The sequence below is a fragment of the Sorangium sp. So ce363 genome, assembly GCF_051520435.1.
In the GTDB taxonomy this organism is placed as follows: domain Bacteria; phylum Myxococcota_A; class Polyangia; order Polyangiales; family Polyangiaceae; genus Sorangium; species Sorangium cellulosum_B.
Genome location: NZ_CP150333.1, coordinates 1,875,683 through 1,892,555 on the forward strand (window position 1 = coordinate 1,875,683; position 16,873 = coordinate 1,892,555).

A 16,873-nucleotide genomic window follows, 5' to 3' on the forward strand; every position below is an offset into this window, starting at 1 on the left:
CAGGGGACGGTGAAACGGGTCGAACGATATCGAGAAAAGGAGGGGATTCATGGTTCATCGCGCCATCTCTGGGGGCATCTTTCTGGCGACCAGCGCGCTTGCCTGCAGCTCGGGCGAAAGCACGGCGGAAGCGCCGCTGACCATCGCTTACATCACCCACAACAAGTGCAATCGGTTCCACGATCTGGGCCGCGCGGGCGCCGCGCAGGCGCAGAGCGAGCTGTCGACGACGAGCACACGGCCGGTCAACGTGATGATCCTGGACCCTGAATGTCCGGAGCTCACGGAAGACGGCAAGCCGCTGGACCCCGACGACGCCTGCTATCTTTCCCGGCCGCAGATGAAGGTGCTGCAAGAGGTCATCGACCTGAAGGTGGATGCGATATCCGTCGATGTCTTCGACGGTGTCTGCGAGAACGACCTCATCAACAAGGCGGTCGACGCCGGCATCAAGGTCGTCACGTACGGCGGCGACGCTCCGGCCAGCAAGCGCCACACCTACTACGGCATGGACAACAAGGCCGCCGCCGCCTTCCTCATGGATGCGCTCGCGACCATCAACGGGAAGACCGGCAAGATCGCCTTGCAGACGATGATGGATGACGACGGTAACGGAGTCTACACCCCCACGCCCGCGGGGACGTTCATCGACCGGCTCGCCGGCTTCTCCGAGACGCTGAAGAAGTACCCGGACATGACGAACGCCGTGAGCCTCCCTTGCGTGTGCTGCGACTACGCGATCCCTTTCTGCGCGGGGACCGCGGAGGAGGCCCTGGAGAACGACCCGGAGATCACGGGCTTCTTCTTCTCCTACAGCAAGCTCCTCGGCGAGCCCGACCTCGCGAAGAACGCGCCGCTTCTCACCGCGAGAGCGAAGGAGAAGACCATTCACTCGGTGGCCTTCGACACGCTGCCGGAGTACATGGATCGCATGCGCGCGGGGTACGTGGATGTGCTCCTCGGTCAGAAGCTGTTCGGCTGGGGCTACGATACCGTCATGCTCGCGTACGATCTGGCCACCACCGACCGTCAAGTGAGCGCCTTCACCGACGCTGGCTGGTACGTCGTCTGTCCGAATAACCTGGAGGAGTTCGAGCGCAACACCCAGGCGATGGACTACCGGACGCCCCTGTCGAAGTGCAGCTTGCTCCCCTGAGCCTCGCGTTGCTCAGCACGGCAGGCCGCATTGCGTGACGCGCGCCGCGATCGTCGCTTGCGCGGGTGGGCCAGGCTACGGCGCCGCGCCGGCCTGCCGGCCGGCCGGCCGCGACAGCGAGGCGGCGCCGCGTCTTCGGTTTCGCCGCGCGCGCGCCGTGGCTATCATGGGTCGAGCTCTGGTCCGCGCGTCCGCCGCCGGGCCTGGAAGGAGCCGCCATGAGGAGAGGCCTGCCGCGATGAACGAGACCAGGGCCAAGGAGCAGCAGGACGCGCTCAGCGCGCGAACCCAGAGGATGCTCGACGCGGCGCCGACGATCCTGTGTGTCGTGGGCCTCGACGAGCGGCGGCTCATCGCACATAACGCCGTTCTCGCCCGCTCGCTCGGCTGTACGGGCGAAGAGCTCTCGACACGCGGCGTCGAGGCGCTCTCGGAGAGGATCCACCCGGGCGACATGGCCGGCCTCGCCGCGAGCGCGGAGCGGCTGAAGCGGGCGCAGGACGGCGAGGTGATCGAGGGCGAGCTCCGGGCGCGAGGCCGCGAGGGAGACGACCGCATCTTCGCCGTGCGCGCGGAGGTCTTCGCGCGAAGCGAGGATGGATCCGCGCGCGAGATCTTCCTGTCGGCCGAGGACGTGACAGAGCGAAAGCGCCGCGAGCAGCATCTCCACAGGAGCGAGGCGCTGCTGGCGACGTTCTGTGATCACGCGCCGGTCCTCATGTATGCAAAGGACGGGGAAGGAGCCTTTCTCCTGGTGAGCCGCTCGGTGGAAGAGCTCGTCGGGGCGACCCCGGGCAGCATGCTTGGAAAGACCGACAGTGACTTCTTTCCATCGGAAGTTGCGTCTATTTACAATGACGTCGATGACCTGGTGCGCAGGAACGGCGCCCCGTTCGAGGCCGAGGATCCCGTCCCTCACGCCCGAGGCGAGAAGACGTTCTACTCGATCAAGTTCCCCTTCCGCGGCGAGGGCATCCCGGAGGGCGCGATCGCCGGTATCTCGGTCGACATCACGCGGGTCAAGGCGGCGGAGCGCGAGCGGGAGGCGGCGCGGGACGAGCTGATCGCGGCGCAGCAGGACACGATACGTGAGCTCGTGACGCCGCTGTTGCCGATCGCCGAGGGGGTGCTGGTGATGCCGCTCATCGGGTTCTTCGACGGCGCGCGGGCGAGCCGGATCATCGAGACGCTGCTGCAGGGGGTGGAGAGGCACGCGGCCCGCATCGCGATCATCGATATCACCGGCGTCAAGGCGGTGGACGTCCAGGTCGCCGAGATGCTCGTGCACGCCGCGCGCGCCGTCGGGCTGCTCGGCGCCCAGGTGGTGCTCACCGGCATCCAGCCGGCGATCGCGCGGACGCTCATCGAGCTCGACGTCGACCTGCGGGGCCTGGTCACGGCGGGGACGCTGCGGGGCGGCATCGCGTACGCGCTGAAGCGAGCGTGACAGCCGGCCGACGCGTCGGATTTTGTTGACGCGTCGGAGATTTCCGACATATTGAGGACATGGCTGAAGTCGACGTGTTCTCGGCGCTCGCCAACCCGGTGCGGCGCGAGATCCTGATGCAGCTCCGCATGGGACCTCGCGCCGTGAACGACCTCGCGCGTAGCTTCGACCTGGGCCGCCCCGCGGTGTCCGAGCACCTCCAGGTGCTCCGCAAAGCGCGCCTCGTGCGCGAGGAGCCGCGCGGACGCGAGCGCTACTACCACCTCGATCCGCGCCCGCTGAGCGAGGTCGACGAGTGGCTCGACACGTTCACTCAGTACTGGAAGACGCGCCTCGCCGCCCTCGAAGAGCTCCTCAACGAAGAAGGAAAAAAATGAACGCCCCTGCAGTCATCCACCTCGAACATCGTTACTCAGCGCCTCCGTCCGCCGTCTGGCGGGCGCTCACGGATCCGGAGCTGCACGCGCGCTGGTGGGCTCCGGGCGACGTCAAAGCCGTCGTTGGACACCGCTTCGAGCTCGACATGGGGTCCTGGGGCAAGCAGGCCTGTGAGGTGCTCGCCGTCGAAGCGGAGCGGCTCCTCTCGTACCGCTTCGCCATCGGCAAGCTCGACACCCTCATCACGTGGCGCCTCACGCCGGAAGGGACGGGCACGCTCCTCACGCTCACGCACGAGGGCTTCAACCTCGACTCGGCGAGCGGCAGGAGCGCGTTCGAAGGCATGAAGCCCGGGTGGCCCAAGGTGCTGGAGAGGCTCGGAGCGACGCTCTGAGCGACCGCCGAGCGAAGCCGGACACCGGACCCTCGACGATGGGTCCCCGTCGAGCGTCTCGAAGCTCGCAAAGCGCTGATCGCCGAAGCTCTCTGCCCATGCACTGACGCTCGAACGGATGCGCAGCCGGACCGGCGAGCTGCGCGGCGCTGATCCTCGAGCACGCTTCCCGGCGTGCGGACATGAAGCGCGCCGCATCCAGCGCCGCTGCCAGCGAACCCCGGCAGTCGCCGTGCGCCGGCCGTAGAGCGCGCCTGCTGCGGACCGAAGCCGCCGAGCGCAGGCAGGGCAAGCCGTCGCTCCCGGGAAGCATCCTGTTGCGCGATCGAGCAACGGAGATGACCGGCCGGCCCGGCGGAGCCTGGCACAACGGGCCTCGCAGAACGCTCCGCGCCGTGCATCGCGGAGCGCGCGTTCGGGTGAGGACGGAGTGGCATGGGATGTGATTGGGCTTCCACCCGGTCGCCCGCGCCGCGAGCGCACCTCCCGGCGAGCGGGCTATCCACCGGAGAGCGATATGAAAAGAACTGTGCACGGCATCGCTGGGACACTCGCGCTCTGCCTCGTCTCGGCCTTCTTCCTGTCCACGATGCTCGCGGAGCTCTCGGGGAACGTCGAGACCATCGTCACGGTCAAGCGCGGCATCCTCTACGGGCTCGCGCTGCTGATCCCGAGCATCGCGGCGGCGGGGGGCAGCGGCAACTTCCTGGCCCGCTCTCGCAGGGGCAGGATCGTGGACGGCAAGCAGAGGCGCATGAAGTTCATCGCCATGAACGGCCTCCTCGTCCTGGTGCCGTGCGCCTTCGTCCTCTACCGGCTCGCGAGCCGGGGGAATTTCGGGCCGCTGTTCGTGGGACTCCAGGCCGCCGAGCTGATGGCTGGGGCGACGAACATCTACTTGCTCAGCAAGATGATGCGCGACGGCTTCAGGCTGAGCGGCCGCCTGGCCCCTGCCAGGGCGAGCAGCAGAGAGAGCTGAGTCGCGACACGAGGATTGATGTCAATGAACACAGGGGACAGGAACCTGCAGATGAACTTCTACCAGCACACGATCGAGGTCGCCGCTGATGTCAACGACGCCTACGCGCTGTCGGCCGAGGTGGAGGCGTGGCCTCAGATCTTCCCGCCCTGCAAGGGGGTGAGGGTCATCGAGCGGACCGATAGCTCGCAGCTCGTCGAGATCACGGCGCTCGCAAATGGCAAGCTCATGACCTGGCGCTCGACCAGGGAGCTCCTCCCCGAGCAGCGCGCGATCTCGTTCCGCCAGGTGCAGCCGTCGCCGCTCCTCAGGTCCATGGAAGGGTGCTGGCGATTCTTCCCGGTGCAGACCGGGACGCTCATCGTCCTGGAGCACCGGTTCGAGATCAAACCGGACGTTCGTGGGCTCGTCGACGGCGTGTCGACGCCCGAGGAGGCGCTGAGCTTCATGTCGAAATCGACGGACACGAACAGCAAGCGCGAGCTTCAGGCGATCAAGCAAGCGCTCGAGTCGAGGACGTTCCAGGGCCTGCAGAGCGAGCTCTACGGCGAGTTCCAGGAAGAGATGGTGATCGCGGCCTCGCCCGAGGCTGTGTACTCGCTCCTTGCGCGCGCACAGGACTGGCCGCAGGTGCTCTCGCACTGCCACGACGTCGAGATGCGATACGACGACGGTCAGCACCAGGAGTTCATCATGACCGTGGACGTGAAGGGGCAGATGGAGCACATCCGGTCGATCCGATGCTGCACGCCGCACGCGAGCATCAGTTACTTCCAGCCGGAGCCGCCGCCGGCGCTGCGCCGACACAGCGGGAAATGGCTCATCGAGCGCGTGCCAGGCGGGGTCCGCGTCGTGTCATGGCACGCCGTCGAGCTGAAGCCGGACGGGATGAAGCAGGTCTGGGGCGATATCAGCCCCGGCGACGCCTTGGCGCGAGTGACCAAGGCGATCAACGACAACAGCCGCGGGACGATGCTCGCGATCAAGGAACGCACCGCGGAGCAAGCACAGGGGAGATTGTCATGACGAATCAGGGTCGGAAGGTCGCTCTCATCACGGGTGCGAGCCGCGGGATCGGCAAGGCGGCGGCCGTGAGGCTCGCGAGGGACGGATTCAGCGTCGCTCTCCTCGCGCGTTCGAGGCAGCAGCTGGAGGCGACCAGCGCCGAGGTCCGCGCCGCGGGGAGCGTTGCGACGATCGGGATCTGCGACGTCACCTCGCCGCAGGAGGTCGATGCGGCCGTCCAGGCTGCCGTCCGGGAGCTCGGGCACATCAGCGTCCTGCTCAACAACGCGGGACGGGGCGGCGGAGGGATCACTGCCGACATGAACGTCGAGCTGTGGCGGGAGATCATCGACACGAACCTGAACAGCGTATTCTACGTCACCAGATCGATCCTCAACCACACCCCCGAGGGCACGTTGAAGACGATCCTCAGCGTCGCGTCGACCGGCGGTAAGCAGGGCGTGATCCACGCCGCGGCGTACAGCGCGTCGAAGCACGGGATCATCGGCTTCACCAAGTCGCTCGCCCTCGAGCTCGCGCCTAAAGGCATCACGGTGAACGCCGTTTGCCCGGGGTTCGTGGAGACCGAGCTCGCGGAGAAGGCGCGCGAGAATTACGCAAAGATCTGGGGCGTGAGCGTCGACGACGCGAAGAGGCGCATCGAGCAGCGCGTCCCGATCGGTCGCTACATCGACCCCGACGAGGTCGCGGAGATGGTGGCTTACCTGGCGTCGGACAGCGCCCGCGGGATCACCGGACAGGCGATGAATATCTGCGGTGGGCTTGGAAATTATTGATGATGGCCGGTGTCGGGCAGACACATGGCTGGCGAGAGGGTTAGATATCGTGAAGTTCGTTCAGAAGGGTAATCGTCGTAGGGCAGTCATCACCGGACTCGGGATCATCGCTCCCAACGGCATTGGCGTCGAGCAGTTCTGGGCTGGCGCGATGGCCGGCCGGTCCGGGGTCCGCGCGATCGAGAGCTACCCGGTGGACGGGTTCAAATCGAAGATCGCCGGTCAGGTCCAGGGATTCGACCCGAGGGCGCACGGCCTCAGGGAAGATCAGCTTCGGCGGCTGGACCGATATGCGCAGTTCGCCGTCGCGGCGAGCAAGATGGCGATGGATGACGCGGCCTTCGCCGGCGGCGTCCCTGACCCCGACCGGTTCGGCGTCTGCATCGGCAACGCGATCGCCGGTACGAAGTTCATGGAAGAGGAGTTCCTGGCCCTGACGGAGCGCGGCACCGCGCCGTACGATCCGACGTGGGTACAGCGCTCGCTCTATCAGGCGTCCACGTTCAACGTGGCCTCGGCGGAGGTCGCCGGCCTCTATGGAGCCCGCGGGCCCTGCTGCACGCTCAGCACCGGTTGCACGGGCGGCCTGGACGCCATCGGGCTGGCGCTCGACACCATCCGCACGGGCGATGCAGACGTGATGATCTGCGGCGCGTCGGAGGCGCCCATCACGCCGATCGCGCTGGCCGCGTTCGACATCCTGGGTGCCCTCTCGAGCAGGCGCAACGACTCCCCGCAGCGCGCCTCGCGGCCGTTCGACGATCAGCGCGACGGCTTCGTGCTGGGCGAGGGCGCCGGGGTCCTGATCCTCGAAGAGCGGGAGCACGCACTGCGGCGCGGGGCCACGATCTACGCCGAGCTGGGCGGCTTCGCTTCGTGCAACAACGCGTACCACATGACCGACCTGTCCTCGGACGGGATCGATCTGTCCCGCGCGATGAGGCTTGCGCTCCTCGACGCGGACATCGCGCCGAACAAGGTCGATTATGCGTGCGCGCACGGCAGCTCGACGAAGCAGAACGACACGAACGAGACGGCGGCGCTCAAGCTGACGCTCGGAGATCACGCCTACAAGGTGCCGGTGAGCTCGCTGAAGTCGATGGTGGGGCACCCCCTGGCCGCGGCCAACGCGCTCGAGAGCGTCGCCTCGGTCCTCTCCATCCTCAAATCCGAGATCTTCCCCACCATCAACTACGAGAACAAGGACATGTCCTGTGATCTGAACTACGTCCCCAACGAAGGTATCCAGCGGAGAGTGGACGTCGTCCTGAAGGCGGCGAGCGGCTTCTCAGGAATCCACAGCGCGCTGGTGTTTCGCGCCCCGAGCTGAGCAGGAGCACAACAGTGAATCGTCAGGTAGTAATCACCGGAATTGGGCTCCTCGCCCCGAACGGAGTCGGTAGTCGAACGGTCTGGTCCAACACGCTGAACCGGAACGGCGCCGTGCGCAGGGTGACGAAGTTCGACACCAGCCGCTTCCCGGCCGTCTTCGGCGGCGAGGTGACCGGCTTCGAACCCATCGATTTCATGCCGTCCCGCCTGGCCCGCAAGCTGGACCCGTACACGCAGTACGCGATCGCCGCCTGCGCGATGGCGCTCAAGGACGCCGAGGTGGACCTCGAGAAGGTCGATAGGCAGCAGTTCGGCGTTTACGTGGGCAACTGCTTCGGCGGCTGGACGGTGACCGATCGCGAGCTGCGGCACCTGTACACGAAAGGGGTGCGGGACGTGAGCCCCCACCAGGCCACCGCCTGGTTCCCTGCCGCGCCGCAGGGGCAGGTCTCGATCCTGTTCGGGCTCCGCGGGCACAGCAAGACCATCGTGTGCGATCGCGCCAGCGGCCTGGCCAGCGTCGGATACGCTGCTCGGAGCATCGCGCAGGGCCACTGCGACATCATCCTCGCCGGCGGTACGGAGGCGGTCATGTCGCCGCTTCCCTACTCTGCGTGCCTCACGGAAGGCATCCTGAACCAGGACTGGGACACGCCACCCGAGGCGGCGTATCGCCCGTTCGACGCCGGTCGCCACGGGCTCGTCCCGGGCGAGGGGGCGGCGTTCCTCGTGCTGGAGGACCGGGCTCACGCCATCCGTCGGCGCGCCAGGATCTACGGTGAAATCAGGGGCTTCGGCCTGTCCAGCGACGCATGCCACCCCGCGCCGCTGCCGAGGGAGGAGCGCGGCCTGAGCATCGCGATGCGCAAGGCGATCGACGAAGCCGGGATCGAGCCGAGCGACGTCTCCTTCATCATGGCGGACGGCATGGCCACGATCGACGGAGATGCGCAGGAGGCCGCCGCCATCCACAAGGTGTTCGGCGCGCTCGGCAGCAAGGTCAAGGTGACGGCGCCTAAATCGATGTTTGGACACCTGTACGGCGCCGGCGGCGCGATGGACGCCGCCCTCGCGGCCATGGGTCTCTTCTCTCAAACCGTCCCGCCGACGACCAACGTCGACGCGCTCGACGCGAGCTGCGACCTCGCGGTGACCACGGATGCGATCAAGGACGGCGAGCTTCGCTTCGCCCAGATCAACAGCCGCGGCTCCGGCGGCATGAACGCGTCGATGATCATCGGCCAGGACCGGAGATAACGAAACTCGAACCGCACAAGAACGTCAAACAACGTGATTTAACAATGCAGAGGCAAGCGATGCAGAGTGCTCAGACCGTCGATATGCAGGTGAAGAAGATCCTCGCCGAGTTCCTCGGTAGACCCATGAAGGACCTCTCGGACGACGCCTTGCTCCAGGACGACCTGGACGTGGACTCGACAGAGATGATCGAGATCGTGTGCGCGGTGGAGCGGGCCTTCCAGGTCAGGCTCGGGGACGGCGCGGAGAAGGCGCTCAAGACGGTGGCGGACATCCACAGCGCCGTCGACCGCGCGAAGCGTTCGTGAACCCAGCGGGGGAGAGGGCTCACGGGATGATCATCGGTGTCGGCGTTGATTTTTGCGTGATCGATCGCATCGCGGCGGCGATCGAGAGGCACGAGGGCCGCTTCGAGGAGCGGCTGTTCACCGCGACGGAGCGCGCCTATTGCCGCATGCGGGGCTCCCCTGCTCAGCATTTCGCTGGCCGGTTCGCCGCCAAGGAAGCCTGCGTCAAGGCCCTCGGCGCGCCGGCGGGGCTGGCATGGCACGAGCTCGAGGTCATCCGCGCCGAGGGCGGACGGCCGACGCTCGAGCTCTCCGGCGCGTCGCTGAAGATCGCGAGGGAGCTCGGCGTCGAGAAGATACATCTGACCATTTCCCATCAGGCGAACTTCGCGGTCGCCACTGTCGTGGCAGAACGGTGACGGTGAGGGCGAGCACGCCTGGGATGCCCGGCGAGAGGAGACGTTGATGCCAGCGTTTTTTGTATCGCAGATCGGCGGCGACAGGATCAGCACGGACCGGGGCGAGGTCCGGCTGGAGCACCCTGCTCCAGGCGTGCTCGTGGTGCGCTGCAGCGGCCACGGGGAGGCCGCCTTCGTCCCCCCGCTGGTCAGCCTGTTCGAGGCGCTCGCCGCGTCCGGCCACCCGGCGGACCTCTTCGTGGACGCCGAGCGCCTCACGGACTTCGACCGCGAGTACCGCACCGGGATGGTGATGTGGATCAAGCGGAACAGGCCACGCGTCCATTGCATCAACGTCCTCGTCCGGTCCAAGTTTGCGGCGATGGGCGTCTCGCTCGCGAGCCTCAGGGAGCGGGGCCTCCTGGTCCCGTTCGTCCGTCGCGAGGATTTCGAGGACACGCTCCGAGCGGTCGTCGAGCAGAGGACTCAGGACGCGGGTCACGCGCAGGGCGTCGGCTTCGTGGAGCCGATCGCGTAGCGCCGGTCGGAGCGGAACCATGGCCGACCAGCCAACAGGACGAATAACGTAACGCGCCCGCGAGGGCGTGAAGAGAACGGGTGTAGAGCGATGAGACAGAGCAAGGTTGCGGTGGTGACGGGGGCGTCACGCGGGATCGGGGCTGCCGTTGCGAGACGGCTCGCGCGCGACGGCGCGGACGTGATTGTCAATTACACCGCGAACGAGGTGGCTGCAGCGCGCGTGGTCGAGGACATCAGGGGCATGGGACGGCGCGCGACCGCGGTGCGCGCCGACGTCTCCAGCGTCGAGGAGATCAAGCTGCTCTTCGAGCGCGCCGCCGCGGCGTTCGAGCGGGTGGACGTCCTCGTGAACAACGCCGCCGTGTTCGAGGCGTGCGCCCTGCAGGACGTGAGCCGGGCTGCGTTCAGCAACATCTTCGATCTGAACGCGCGCTCGGTGCTCTTCGCCTCCGGGGAGGCAGCGCGCCTCATGGGCAACTCCGGGAGGATCATCAACATCTCCTCGGATCTCTCGTGCATGGCCATGCCGGGGACGTCGCTGTACGCCGGTGCCAAGGCGGCGATCGAGGCGTTCACGCGCGTCCACGCCGCGGAGCTCGGGCCGCGTGGGATCACGGTGAACGCGATCGCGCCGGGTATCATCGACACCGACGCGCTGCGCACGCAGATGACCGACGAGAGGATCCAGGGGGTTGCCTCGATGACGCCGCTCGGCAGGGTCGGGACGCCCGAGGATGTTGCCGACGTCGTGGCCTTCATCGCGTCCGACGACAGCCGATGGATCACGGGCCAGGTCCTCCACGTGAACGGCGGCGTGTTGATGAGGTGAGCGCACCTGGCGGGGAGTCACCCGGAGGTCGCCCTGCGCGCTCCAACTCCAGCGAAGAGCGCTGCCATGATGCTGAGGCCCGTTCGTCCCCACTGCCACTTGGACCACGACGCGATGACCTCGGGCACCTCCCGGACGTCGATCGTCTTCCCGATGAGAGCCTCGTTCGCGCGTGCGAAGTAGAGAGGCAACAGGACGAGCGTGCCGGCCATGCACGCGGTGGCCAGCCCCCACGGCAACGGGTGCTGCTTCCGCTTGATGGCGCTGAACAGATTGTATCCACACGCCACCGTTCCCCCGACGTTCAAGGGGAAGAGCGTCATGCCCATGCGCGGTCCATGGACCGCGAACCAGTCCAGGAACTCGCTCGGACGCATGGATGAAAAACTGGAAGCCACGGCGGTCGACACCAGCAGGCTGCCGCCGGCGAACGCGCTGGTGAACACAACGGAAGCGACCTCGAGTGCTCGTGCCATCCTATGACCCTCCCCGCGCCCATCGCACATGCTTCCGTGCTCGTGGCGCATGCCTGGAACCGGCACGCCGGCGTGGGAGCTCCGCGGCCGGCTCTGCCACGCGTCGTCATTGTAGCAGCGGTGCGCCCGGGCGGCATCGAGCGATGCCTGGCTTTGAGCACCGGGACGAACGAGAAGCGGTGGGCAGGATGATCCCCCGATTCCGCGGGCAACCCCGAGGGGGCGGGAAGGCAGGGATGGCATGGATAAAGAGGAGGGCGACCACGCCCGGCTTCCTGGGGGCGTCGAGGTTCCATCCTGAAACGAGTTTGCGCTGAGGCCGCCGTCAGCCGGCCAGTGCTGGGAGTGAGGATCATGGTCACCCGTTTCGATTTTTTTACCCTGTCCACGGCGAGCGCTCACCCCGCGAGGGCAGGCGAGCAGCTCCTGCGCCGGGGGTGTGGACGCGCCGGCTTCTCCGTTGCCATCGAGCAAGATGACCTGGATCGCGATGGCTATGGCACGGCACCGTACGTTCTCATGACGGTCTCGACGACACCGGATCGTCTCTCTCGAGATGACCCCATGGACGCCTCGTCGCCGCAGCCGTCGCTCAGGCTCGACGCTCGCACGGTTGTCCGCGCTCGCGGTCGTCGTGACGGGATCGCGATCACCCGAGCGAGCTCGTCGGCTGGCGTCCTGCTGATCACGCTGTGCGCGCTGACGCTGCAGGATCGCGCGCGCTTCCTGCGGCAGTTCGACCGCGCGACTGCCTATATGGTAACCCAGGCAGGGTTTGTCATGAGCCGCCTGTTCGAGGCTGTGCCCGGCGAGCGCGCGGGCTGCTTCGTGAACGTCGCGCGCTGGACCAGCGTCTCCGCGTTCCAGGCTGCGTTCGCGAGCCCCGCGTTCAAGGCGATCATCAGCGGCGGCTTCCAGCCGAAGAGCCAGATCATGCTAGCCCACCTGCCCGCATCATTGACCGGATTGACATTCACATGATCGCACAAATAGACATCGTAGAGACCGACAGAACCGACGCGCTTCGGCGGTCGTGGATTGGAGCAGCCCGTGAGCTGGCCGGGTGCCCCGGGTTCCTCAATGCCCAGCTTCACGTCGTCTTCAAGCGCTTCAACGCGCGCGGATACGACCTGATCAGCGTTGTTCGATGGACCGACATCAACGCTCACTATGCTGCCCGGGCGGCCGGCCTGGAGCGGCCGCTCGAGGCCGATCGCGGCATCAACCTCTACGGGCTCGTCGATCGGAGCGAATTCGTGGAGCAGCCGGCGCGAGAATCGCGTCTCGTCATCACCAATCCTTACCGCATCCGGCAGCCACAGGCGGCGGAGAACGCGATGATGTGGGGCGCGACGAAGGCCCTCATGGCCGGACGGGATGGGTTCATCTCCGCAGAGCTCTTTCAGAGCTACCACCCGGAGCACGACACCTACTACTTCATCAGTCGCGCCGAGTGGGAGAGCGAAGACGCGTTCATGAAGCAGCTCGCCGGCAAGGACTACAAGAACCTCGTTGCCCCGTTCGAAGGTACATTTCAGATATGCCTGTCACACGTCGTCGATGAAATCGCGAAGGGCGGATGAAGCCCTCGCCGCTGGCACCCATCCACAGTGAAAGAATTTGATCCATGGTTATGGTCATCGATCTTCTTGAGACAAGAAACCGCCCCGTCGCGGCGGATGCATGGCGCGCCGTATGCTCCTTCCTCTCCGAGCAACCAGGCTTTGAGGGGGGGCAGCTGCTCGAGATCTTCCAGACGCTCAGGCCACGCACCGGCTGGGAGATGGTGAGCGTCTGCCGGTGGAGCTCGGCGGAGGACTGGGAGCGGGCCCGCGCCGCGGTGAGACAGAACGCAGAGCTCGTCTCGGTGCTGGGCGCGGCCGGCACCAAATTCACCGGTTTCAAGATGGATCTCGTCGACGGCTCCGAATACCGCTTCCGCCCGCCCTCCGGCACTATGGTGCTGGTCGACCTCATTTTCCTGTCCGAGGAGCGCATGGCAGCTTATGCCGCCATGTGGGCCGAGGCGGCGCAGACGATGAGCCAGCTCGCCGGGTACGTCAACTCCAGCCTGTACCGGACCAAGAACCTGGCTGACGAGGTCAAGTTCATCAACGTGGCGGAATGGGACAGCGCCGAGCGCTTCTTCGCTGGGATCCACGGCGACCGCTTCGTGTCGATCGTCGAGCCATTCAAGAGCGATTTTGCTCTCCATCTGAGCCGCCGCGTCGCGCTCTACACGGCGCCGCGCTGAGGTCTGGACATGATCTACTGGATAGACGTCGTCGACGCCGTGGCCGCGCCGAGCTACGCCGAGCGCTGGCAGGACCACGCGCTGGCCCTGCGGAAGCGGTGCGGCCTGCGAACTGCAGAGTTGTTCCATGTGTTCGAGCCGATCCGCGACGTGGATTACACGCTGCTCTCCGTCTACGCGTTCGATGACACCGATGTCGGCGAGGCGGCGCTGGGTGGTGTGTCGCCCCGCGGTGCATCGGCTGGCCTCGTCCAAGGCACGAAGTGCCGACTGGGTGTCATGTTGTCGGAGCTGTCCCGGGGGCTCCCTGGCCACGCGTGGCTGATCAATCCTTTTGAGATCAGCGAGGCCGACATCCCGGACGTCCTCGCGATGTGGGACAGGGCCAAGGACCACATGGCAGCGCACCCGGGCTTCCTGAACGCCCGGCTGTTCCGCTCCGCCGCCCCGTCGGCCAGGTACCGCCTGTTCAACGTCTCGCAATGGCGTAGCGCCGAGGACTTCAAGGAGTCTCTGCGTGATAGAGCGTATGACCGCCATCGAGAGAGGTCGATGACATATCGGCTCCATCCCTCGCTGTGCGCGCAGGTCCAAAGTATCGGCTTCGATGGGTGATCCGCGCGGTTAATGGTGTGTTGGCGGTGTGTTGGCTGGCGGCTCGTCAGGCTCGATGCGACCAGCCGCCCCCATCTGTGTGGCAGAGGCCGCAGCGCGGCGGCTGCGTTGCTCGTGATCGACAAGGAGAGGACCATGTCTCAAGTGGCGCTCGTGACGGGCGCGAGCCGCGGGATCGGACGAGAGATCGGGCGCTGGTTCGCCAGCCGTGGCTTCGATCTCATCCTCGTGGCCCGTGGACGTGCATCGCTGGCAGAACGCGCGGAGGCTCTGCGCCGGGAATATGGAAGGACGGTGAGCGCCGTCGCGGTGGACCTGTGCGATTTCGACGCCGCGCGCGGCGCCGTTCAGGCGGAGCTCAGCCGCTGGGGGCGCCTCGACGTCCTCGTGAATTCGGCCGGTATATTCCGCTTCGGTACCAGCAGCATGGCGATGGAAGATCTCGACGCGATGCTGACGACCAACGTGAAGGCGGTACACAACCTGTGCGTCGCCTGCCTGGGCTCGCTGGCCGAGGCTGGGTCGGCCCACATCTTCAACATCGCGTCCATCACGGGCGTCGAGCCGTTCGCCGTCGTCGGCGGTTATGCGGCCAGCAAACACGCGCTGGTCGGCTACGGCCGGTCTCTGGCACGGGAGCTGTTGCCCAAGGGGATCAAGGTGACGACGTTGTGCCCGGATGTGGTCGACACCGACATGGCGGCCGGGTCGGGCCTCCTGGCGGAGCAGATGCTCGCCACGACGGACGTCAGCCGGGCGATCGAGTTCGTTCTGTCGCTATCCAATGCGGCGCTCGTCGATGTCCTGGTGATCGGGAGCAAGCCTGTCGCGGGCAGCGCGCGCACGGAGGCGTGACTCGTGGAGCGCTTCAGGACGTTCGCTTTCGTGACGCTGGAGGTCGGTCGTGGCTCGACCGGGGGCGCGCGGGGAGGGAGGTCGCGCCACGGCCCCTCGTCGCCCTGCCGGGCTCGCGGTCGACAACTCCAGCTTGGCGCGTCAGCTGAACGACCCGAGCCCGCGGAACCTCCGGTACCGATCGTCGACGATCGCCTCCGTCCCGAACTCGTCGAGCGAAACGAGCGTCGTCCAGAGGGCCTGATCGAGCAACGCCGCGGCGCCGTCGTAATCCTGATGCGCTCCCCCGGTGGGCTCCTCGACGATCGCGTCCACGACCCCGAGCCGCAGCAGGTCCGGCGCGGTGATCTTGAGCTGCGCAGCCGCGTCGTCGACGCGCGCGGGGTCGTGCCAGAGGATCGCCGCGCAGCCCTCGGGCGAGATGACCGAGTAGCAGCCGAACTCGAGCACCAGCACGCGGTTGGCGAGCCCGAGCGCCAGCGCGCCGCCGGAGCCTCCTTCGCCGATGATGGTCGCCACGATCGGCACCTGCACCCGCGCCATCACGGCGAGCGCCGCGCCGATCGCCTCGCTCTGCCCGCGCTCCTCGGCGCCGAGGCCCGGGTACGCGCCGGGGGTGTCGATGAACGTGAGGATCGGCAGCCGGAACCTCTCCGCCAGCTCGTAGAGCCGCACGGCTTTCCGGTACCCCTCCGGGTGCGGCATGCCGAAGTTGCGCTTCACGTTCTCCTTCGCGCCGCGCCCTTTCTGGTGCCCCACCACCACGACGCTGCGGCCGTGATACCCCGCGAGCCCGGCGACGACCGCGCAGTCGTCGGCGAAGCGGCGATCCCCCTTCAGCTCGCACCAATCGGTGAACATCCGTTGCACGTAATCGAGCGTGTGAGGACGGTTCGCGTGCCGCGAGAGCTGCACCTTCTGCATCGGCGTCAGCGCAGCGAAGACCTCGCGCGCGAGCCGGTTCATCCTCTCCTCGAGCTCGGCGAGCTCCGCCACGAGGCTCCGATCGGACGCGACGAGCGCGCGCAGCTCCCGGACCCTGGCGATGAGCTCCGCGACCGGCTTCTCGAACGGCAGGACGACATCGGCCATGAAGATCTCCCCGGTCGCTCTGGCGCGCAGCCGGCCGCGGCGTCACACCCGCGGTGTCGGAGCGCCGGACGTCGCCTGAGAACAACGCACCCAGCTCGCTACCTAGTCCTCCTTCGCGTCGGTGGACACCCCTGATGGCACCAGGAGGCAGGGATGGGACGGAGAACGAGGAGGGCGTTCACGCCCGGGTGCAAGGCGGGGGCGGTCCGGCTGGCGAACGCGGGCACCCGGAGCTCCGCCCGGGCGCCCAGCCTGGTCACGGGCGCGCGGTCATGGACGCCGTGCCATCCGGGCCGTCCGGTGCCATCGGGCCGGACGCGGCGCGCTGCAGCTCCAACGTGACGGCCTCGACCAGCGCCGCCGCGAGCAAGACGAGGCGCGACGCCTGATGTCCTTGAGCGAGCAGCTCGCGAACGAGCGACTTTGCCACGATCTTCGTCGCACGCGCGGTGTCCTCGGGGCCTGGTGCCCCGCCGATGGCGTGATCTCGGCCAGTCGCTGCCTGCGATGGCTCGAGCTCGATGTCTTGCGTGTTTGACATGGTGCTCTCCTGCATTCGTCTGCACGCCGGGGTAGGGCTGGTCTCTCGGGCCATCGCTCACTCGCCGGCACCTGACTCCTCAGACCTCTGTGTGGGCCTCTTCGTGGCATTAGCAGTCTCCGTGCCCGGCGCGCCTGCGGCTGCGGGCCGCCGTCTCCGCGCGATTGCCTGCGCCGGGCGCATAGGCGAGCGCCGCGCGCGGCGCTCGCCACCATGGTGGCTTGCTCGATCAAGCAAGATG

Annotated in this window: 21 protein-coding genes; 18 read left to right on the forward strand and 3 right to left on the reverse strand. The window is 67.1% G+C overall.

What is annotated here, in order from left to right:
* The first annotated feature begins 49 nt into the window (after positions 1 to 49).
* The 13 genes from WMF12_RS07200 (at position 50) to WMF12_RS07260 (ending at position 10,799) form a co-directional block, all read left to right on the forward strand.
* Positions 50 to 1,156, forward strand: a complete 1,107-nt coding sequence (locus WMF12_RS07200; RefSeq protein ID WP_437869681.1) for a substrate-binding domain-containing protein — start codon at positions 50 to 52, stop codon at positions 1,154 to 1,156.
* A 238-nt stretch (positions 1,157 to 1,394) separates the two neighbouring features.
* Positions 1,395 to 2,603, forward strand: coding sequence for a PAS domain-containing protein (locus tag WMF12_RS07205; protein WP_437869682.1), 1,209 nt, complete (start codon positions 1,395 to 1,397; stop codon positions 2,601 to 2,603).
* 59 nt (positions 2,604 to 2,662) lie between these two features.
* A complete protein-coding gene (locus WMF12_RS07210) occupies positions 2,663 to 2,980 on the forward strand; it encodes an ArsR/SmtB family transcription factor (protein ID WP_437744872.1) in 318 nt (105 codons plus the stop codon).
* Positions 2,977 to 3,375, forward strand: coding sequence for an SRPBCC family protein (locus WMF12_RS07215; RefSeq protein ID WP_437744873.1), 399 nt, complete (start codon positions 2,977 to 2,979; stop codon positions 3,373 to 3,375). The genes WMF12_RS07210 and WMF12_RS07215 overlap by 4 nt, the downstream gene beginning before the upstream one ends.
* Positions 3,376 to 3,892: 517 nt before the next feature.
* On the forward strand, positions 3,893 to 4,354 hold the full coding sequence (locus tag WMF12_RS07220; RefSeq protein ID WP_437869683.1) for a hypothetical protein: 462 nt from the start codon (positions 3,893 to 3,895) through the stop codon (positions 4,352 to 4,354).
* Positions 4,355 to 4,378: 24 nt separating this feature from the next.
* Positions 4,379 to 5,380 (forward strand): aromatase/cyclase, encoded by a 1,002-nt coding sequence (locus WMF12_RS07225; protein ID WP_437869684.1) that lies wholly within the window; start codon positions 4,379 to 4,381, stop codon positions 5,378 to 5,380.
* Positions 5,377 to 6,156 (forward strand): SDR family NAD(P)-dependent oxidoreductase, encoded by a 780-nt coding sequence (locus tag WMF12_RS07230; protein WP_437869685.1) that lies wholly within the window; start codon positions 5,377 to 5,379, stop codon positions 6,154 to 6,156. Before WMF12_RS07225 ends, WMF12_RS07230 begins: the two co-directional genes overlap by 4 nt.
* Positions 6,157 to 6,205: 49 nt before the next feature.
* Positions 6,206 to 7,486, forward strand: a complete 1,281-nt coding sequence (locus WMF12_RS07235) for a beta-ketoacyl-[acyl-carrier-protein] synthase family protein (RefSeq protein ID WP_437869686.1) — start codon at positions 6,206 to 6,208, stop codon at positions 7,484 to 7,486.
* A 14-nt stretch (positions 7,487 to 7,500) separates the two neighbouring features.
* Complete coding sequence (locus WMF12_RS07240) at positions 7,501 to 8,745, forward strand: beta-ketoacyl-[acyl-carrier-protein] synthase family protein (protein WP_437869687.1); 1,245 nt, start codon at positions 7,501 to 7,503, stop codon at positions 8,743 to 8,745.
* 59 nt (positions 8,746 to 8,804) lie between these two features.
* Entirely contained in the window at positions 8,805 to 9,053 is a 249-nt protein-coding gene (locus tag WMF12_RS07245) for a phosphopantetheine-binding protein (protein WP_437869688.1), read from the forward strand.
* A gap of 26 nt (positions 9,054 to 9,079) precedes the next feature.
* Positions 9,080 to 9,451 carry a holo-ACP synthase gene (locus tag WMF12_RS07250; RefSeq protein ID WP_437744880.1) on the forward strand — a complete coding sequence of 124 codons (372 nt, stop codon included), beginning with the start codon at positions 9,080 to 9,082 and terminating at the stop codon, positions 9,449 to 9,451.
* Positions 9,452 to 9,497: 46 nt separating this feature from the next.
* Entirely contained in the window at positions 9,498 to 9,968 is a 471-nt protein-coding gene (locus tag WMF12_RS07255) for a hypothetical protein (protein WP_437869689.1), read from the forward strand.
* Between the two features lie 90 nt (positions 9,969 to 10,058).
* Positions 10,059 to 10,799: a glucose 1-dehydrogenase gene (locus tag WMF12_RS07260; RefSeq protein ID WP_437869690.1), complete on the forward strand. Its 741-nt coding sequence runs from the start codon at positions 10,059 to 10,061 to the stop codon at positions 10,797 to 10,799.
* A gap of 17 nt (positions 10,800 to 10,816) precedes the next feature.
* Here the strand turns inward: WMF12_RS07260 and WMF12_RS07265 are convergent, their stop codons facing one another.
* Entirely contained in the window at positions 10,817 to 11,275 is a 459-nt protein-coding gene (locus tag WMF12_RS07265) for a hypothetical protein (protein ID WP_437869691.1), read from the reverse strand.
* Positions 11,276 to 11,629: 354 nt separating this feature from the next.
* On the opposite strand from WMF12_RS07265, the gene WMF12_RS07270 reads away from it, so the two are divergent.
* The 5 genes from WMF12_RS07270 to WMF12_RS07290 all read left to right on the forward strand — a co-directional run bounded on the left by WMF12_RS07270 (position 11,630) and on the right by WMF12_RS07290 (position 14,999).
* On the forward strand, positions 11,630 to 12,256 hold the full coding sequence (locus WMF12_RS07270) for an antibiotic biosynthesis monooxygenase family protein (protein ID WP_437869692.1): 627 nt from the start codon (positions 11,630 to 11,632) through the stop codon (positions 12,254 to 12,256).
* Entirely contained in the window at positions 12,253 to 12,858 is a 606-nt protein-coding gene (locus tag WMF12_RS07275; protein ID WP_437869693.1) for an antibiotic biosynthesis monooxygenase family protein, read from the forward strand. The genes WMF12_RS07270 and WMF12_RS07275 overlap by 4 nt, the downstream gene beginning before the upstream one ends.
* A gap of 50 nt (positions 12,859 to 12,908) precedes the next feature.
* Positions 12,909 to 13,529 (forward strand): hypothetical protein, encoded by a 621-nt coding sequence (locus tag WMF12_RS07280; RefSeq protein ID WP_437869694.1) that lies wholly within the window; start codon positions 12,909 to 12,911, stop codon positions 13,527 to 13,529.
* A gap of 9 nt (positions 13,530 to 13,538) precedes the next feature.
* Positions 13,539 to 14,144, forward strand: a complete 606-nt coding sequence (locus WMF12_RS07285) for an antibiotic biosynthesis monooxygenase family protein (RefSeq protein ID WP_437869695.1) — start codon at positions 13,539 to 13,541, stop codon at positions 14,142 to 14,144.
* A 135-nt stretch (positions 14,145 to 14,279) separates the two neighbouring features.
* On the forward strand, positions 14,280 to 14,999 hold the full coding sequence (locus WMF12_RS07290; protein ID WP_437869696.1) for an SDR family NAD(P)-dependent oxidoreductase: 720 nt from the start codon (positions 14,280 to 14,282) through the stop codon (positions 14,997 to 14,999).
* Between the two features lie 141 nt (positions 15,000 to 15,140).
* Here WMF12_RS07290 and WMF12_RS07295 read toward each other — a convergent pair whose 3' ends face one another.
* The gene (locus WMF12_RS07295; protein ID WP_437869697.1) at positions 15,141 to 16,091 is read right to left on the reverse strand and encodes an acetyl-CoA carboxylase carboxyltransferase subunit alpha; all 951 of its coding nucleotides are present in this window, start codon (positions 16,089 to 16,091) and stop codon (positions 15,141 to 15,143) included.
* Positions 16,092 to 16,347: 256 nt separating this feature from the next.
* On the reverse strand, positions 16,348 to 16,632 hold the full coding sequence (locus WMF12_RS07300; RefSeq protein WP_437869698.1) for a hypothetical protein: 285 nt from the start codon (positions 16,630 to 16,632) through the stop codon (positions 16,348 to 16,350).
* Positions 16,633 to 16,873: the final 241 nt, after the last annotated feature.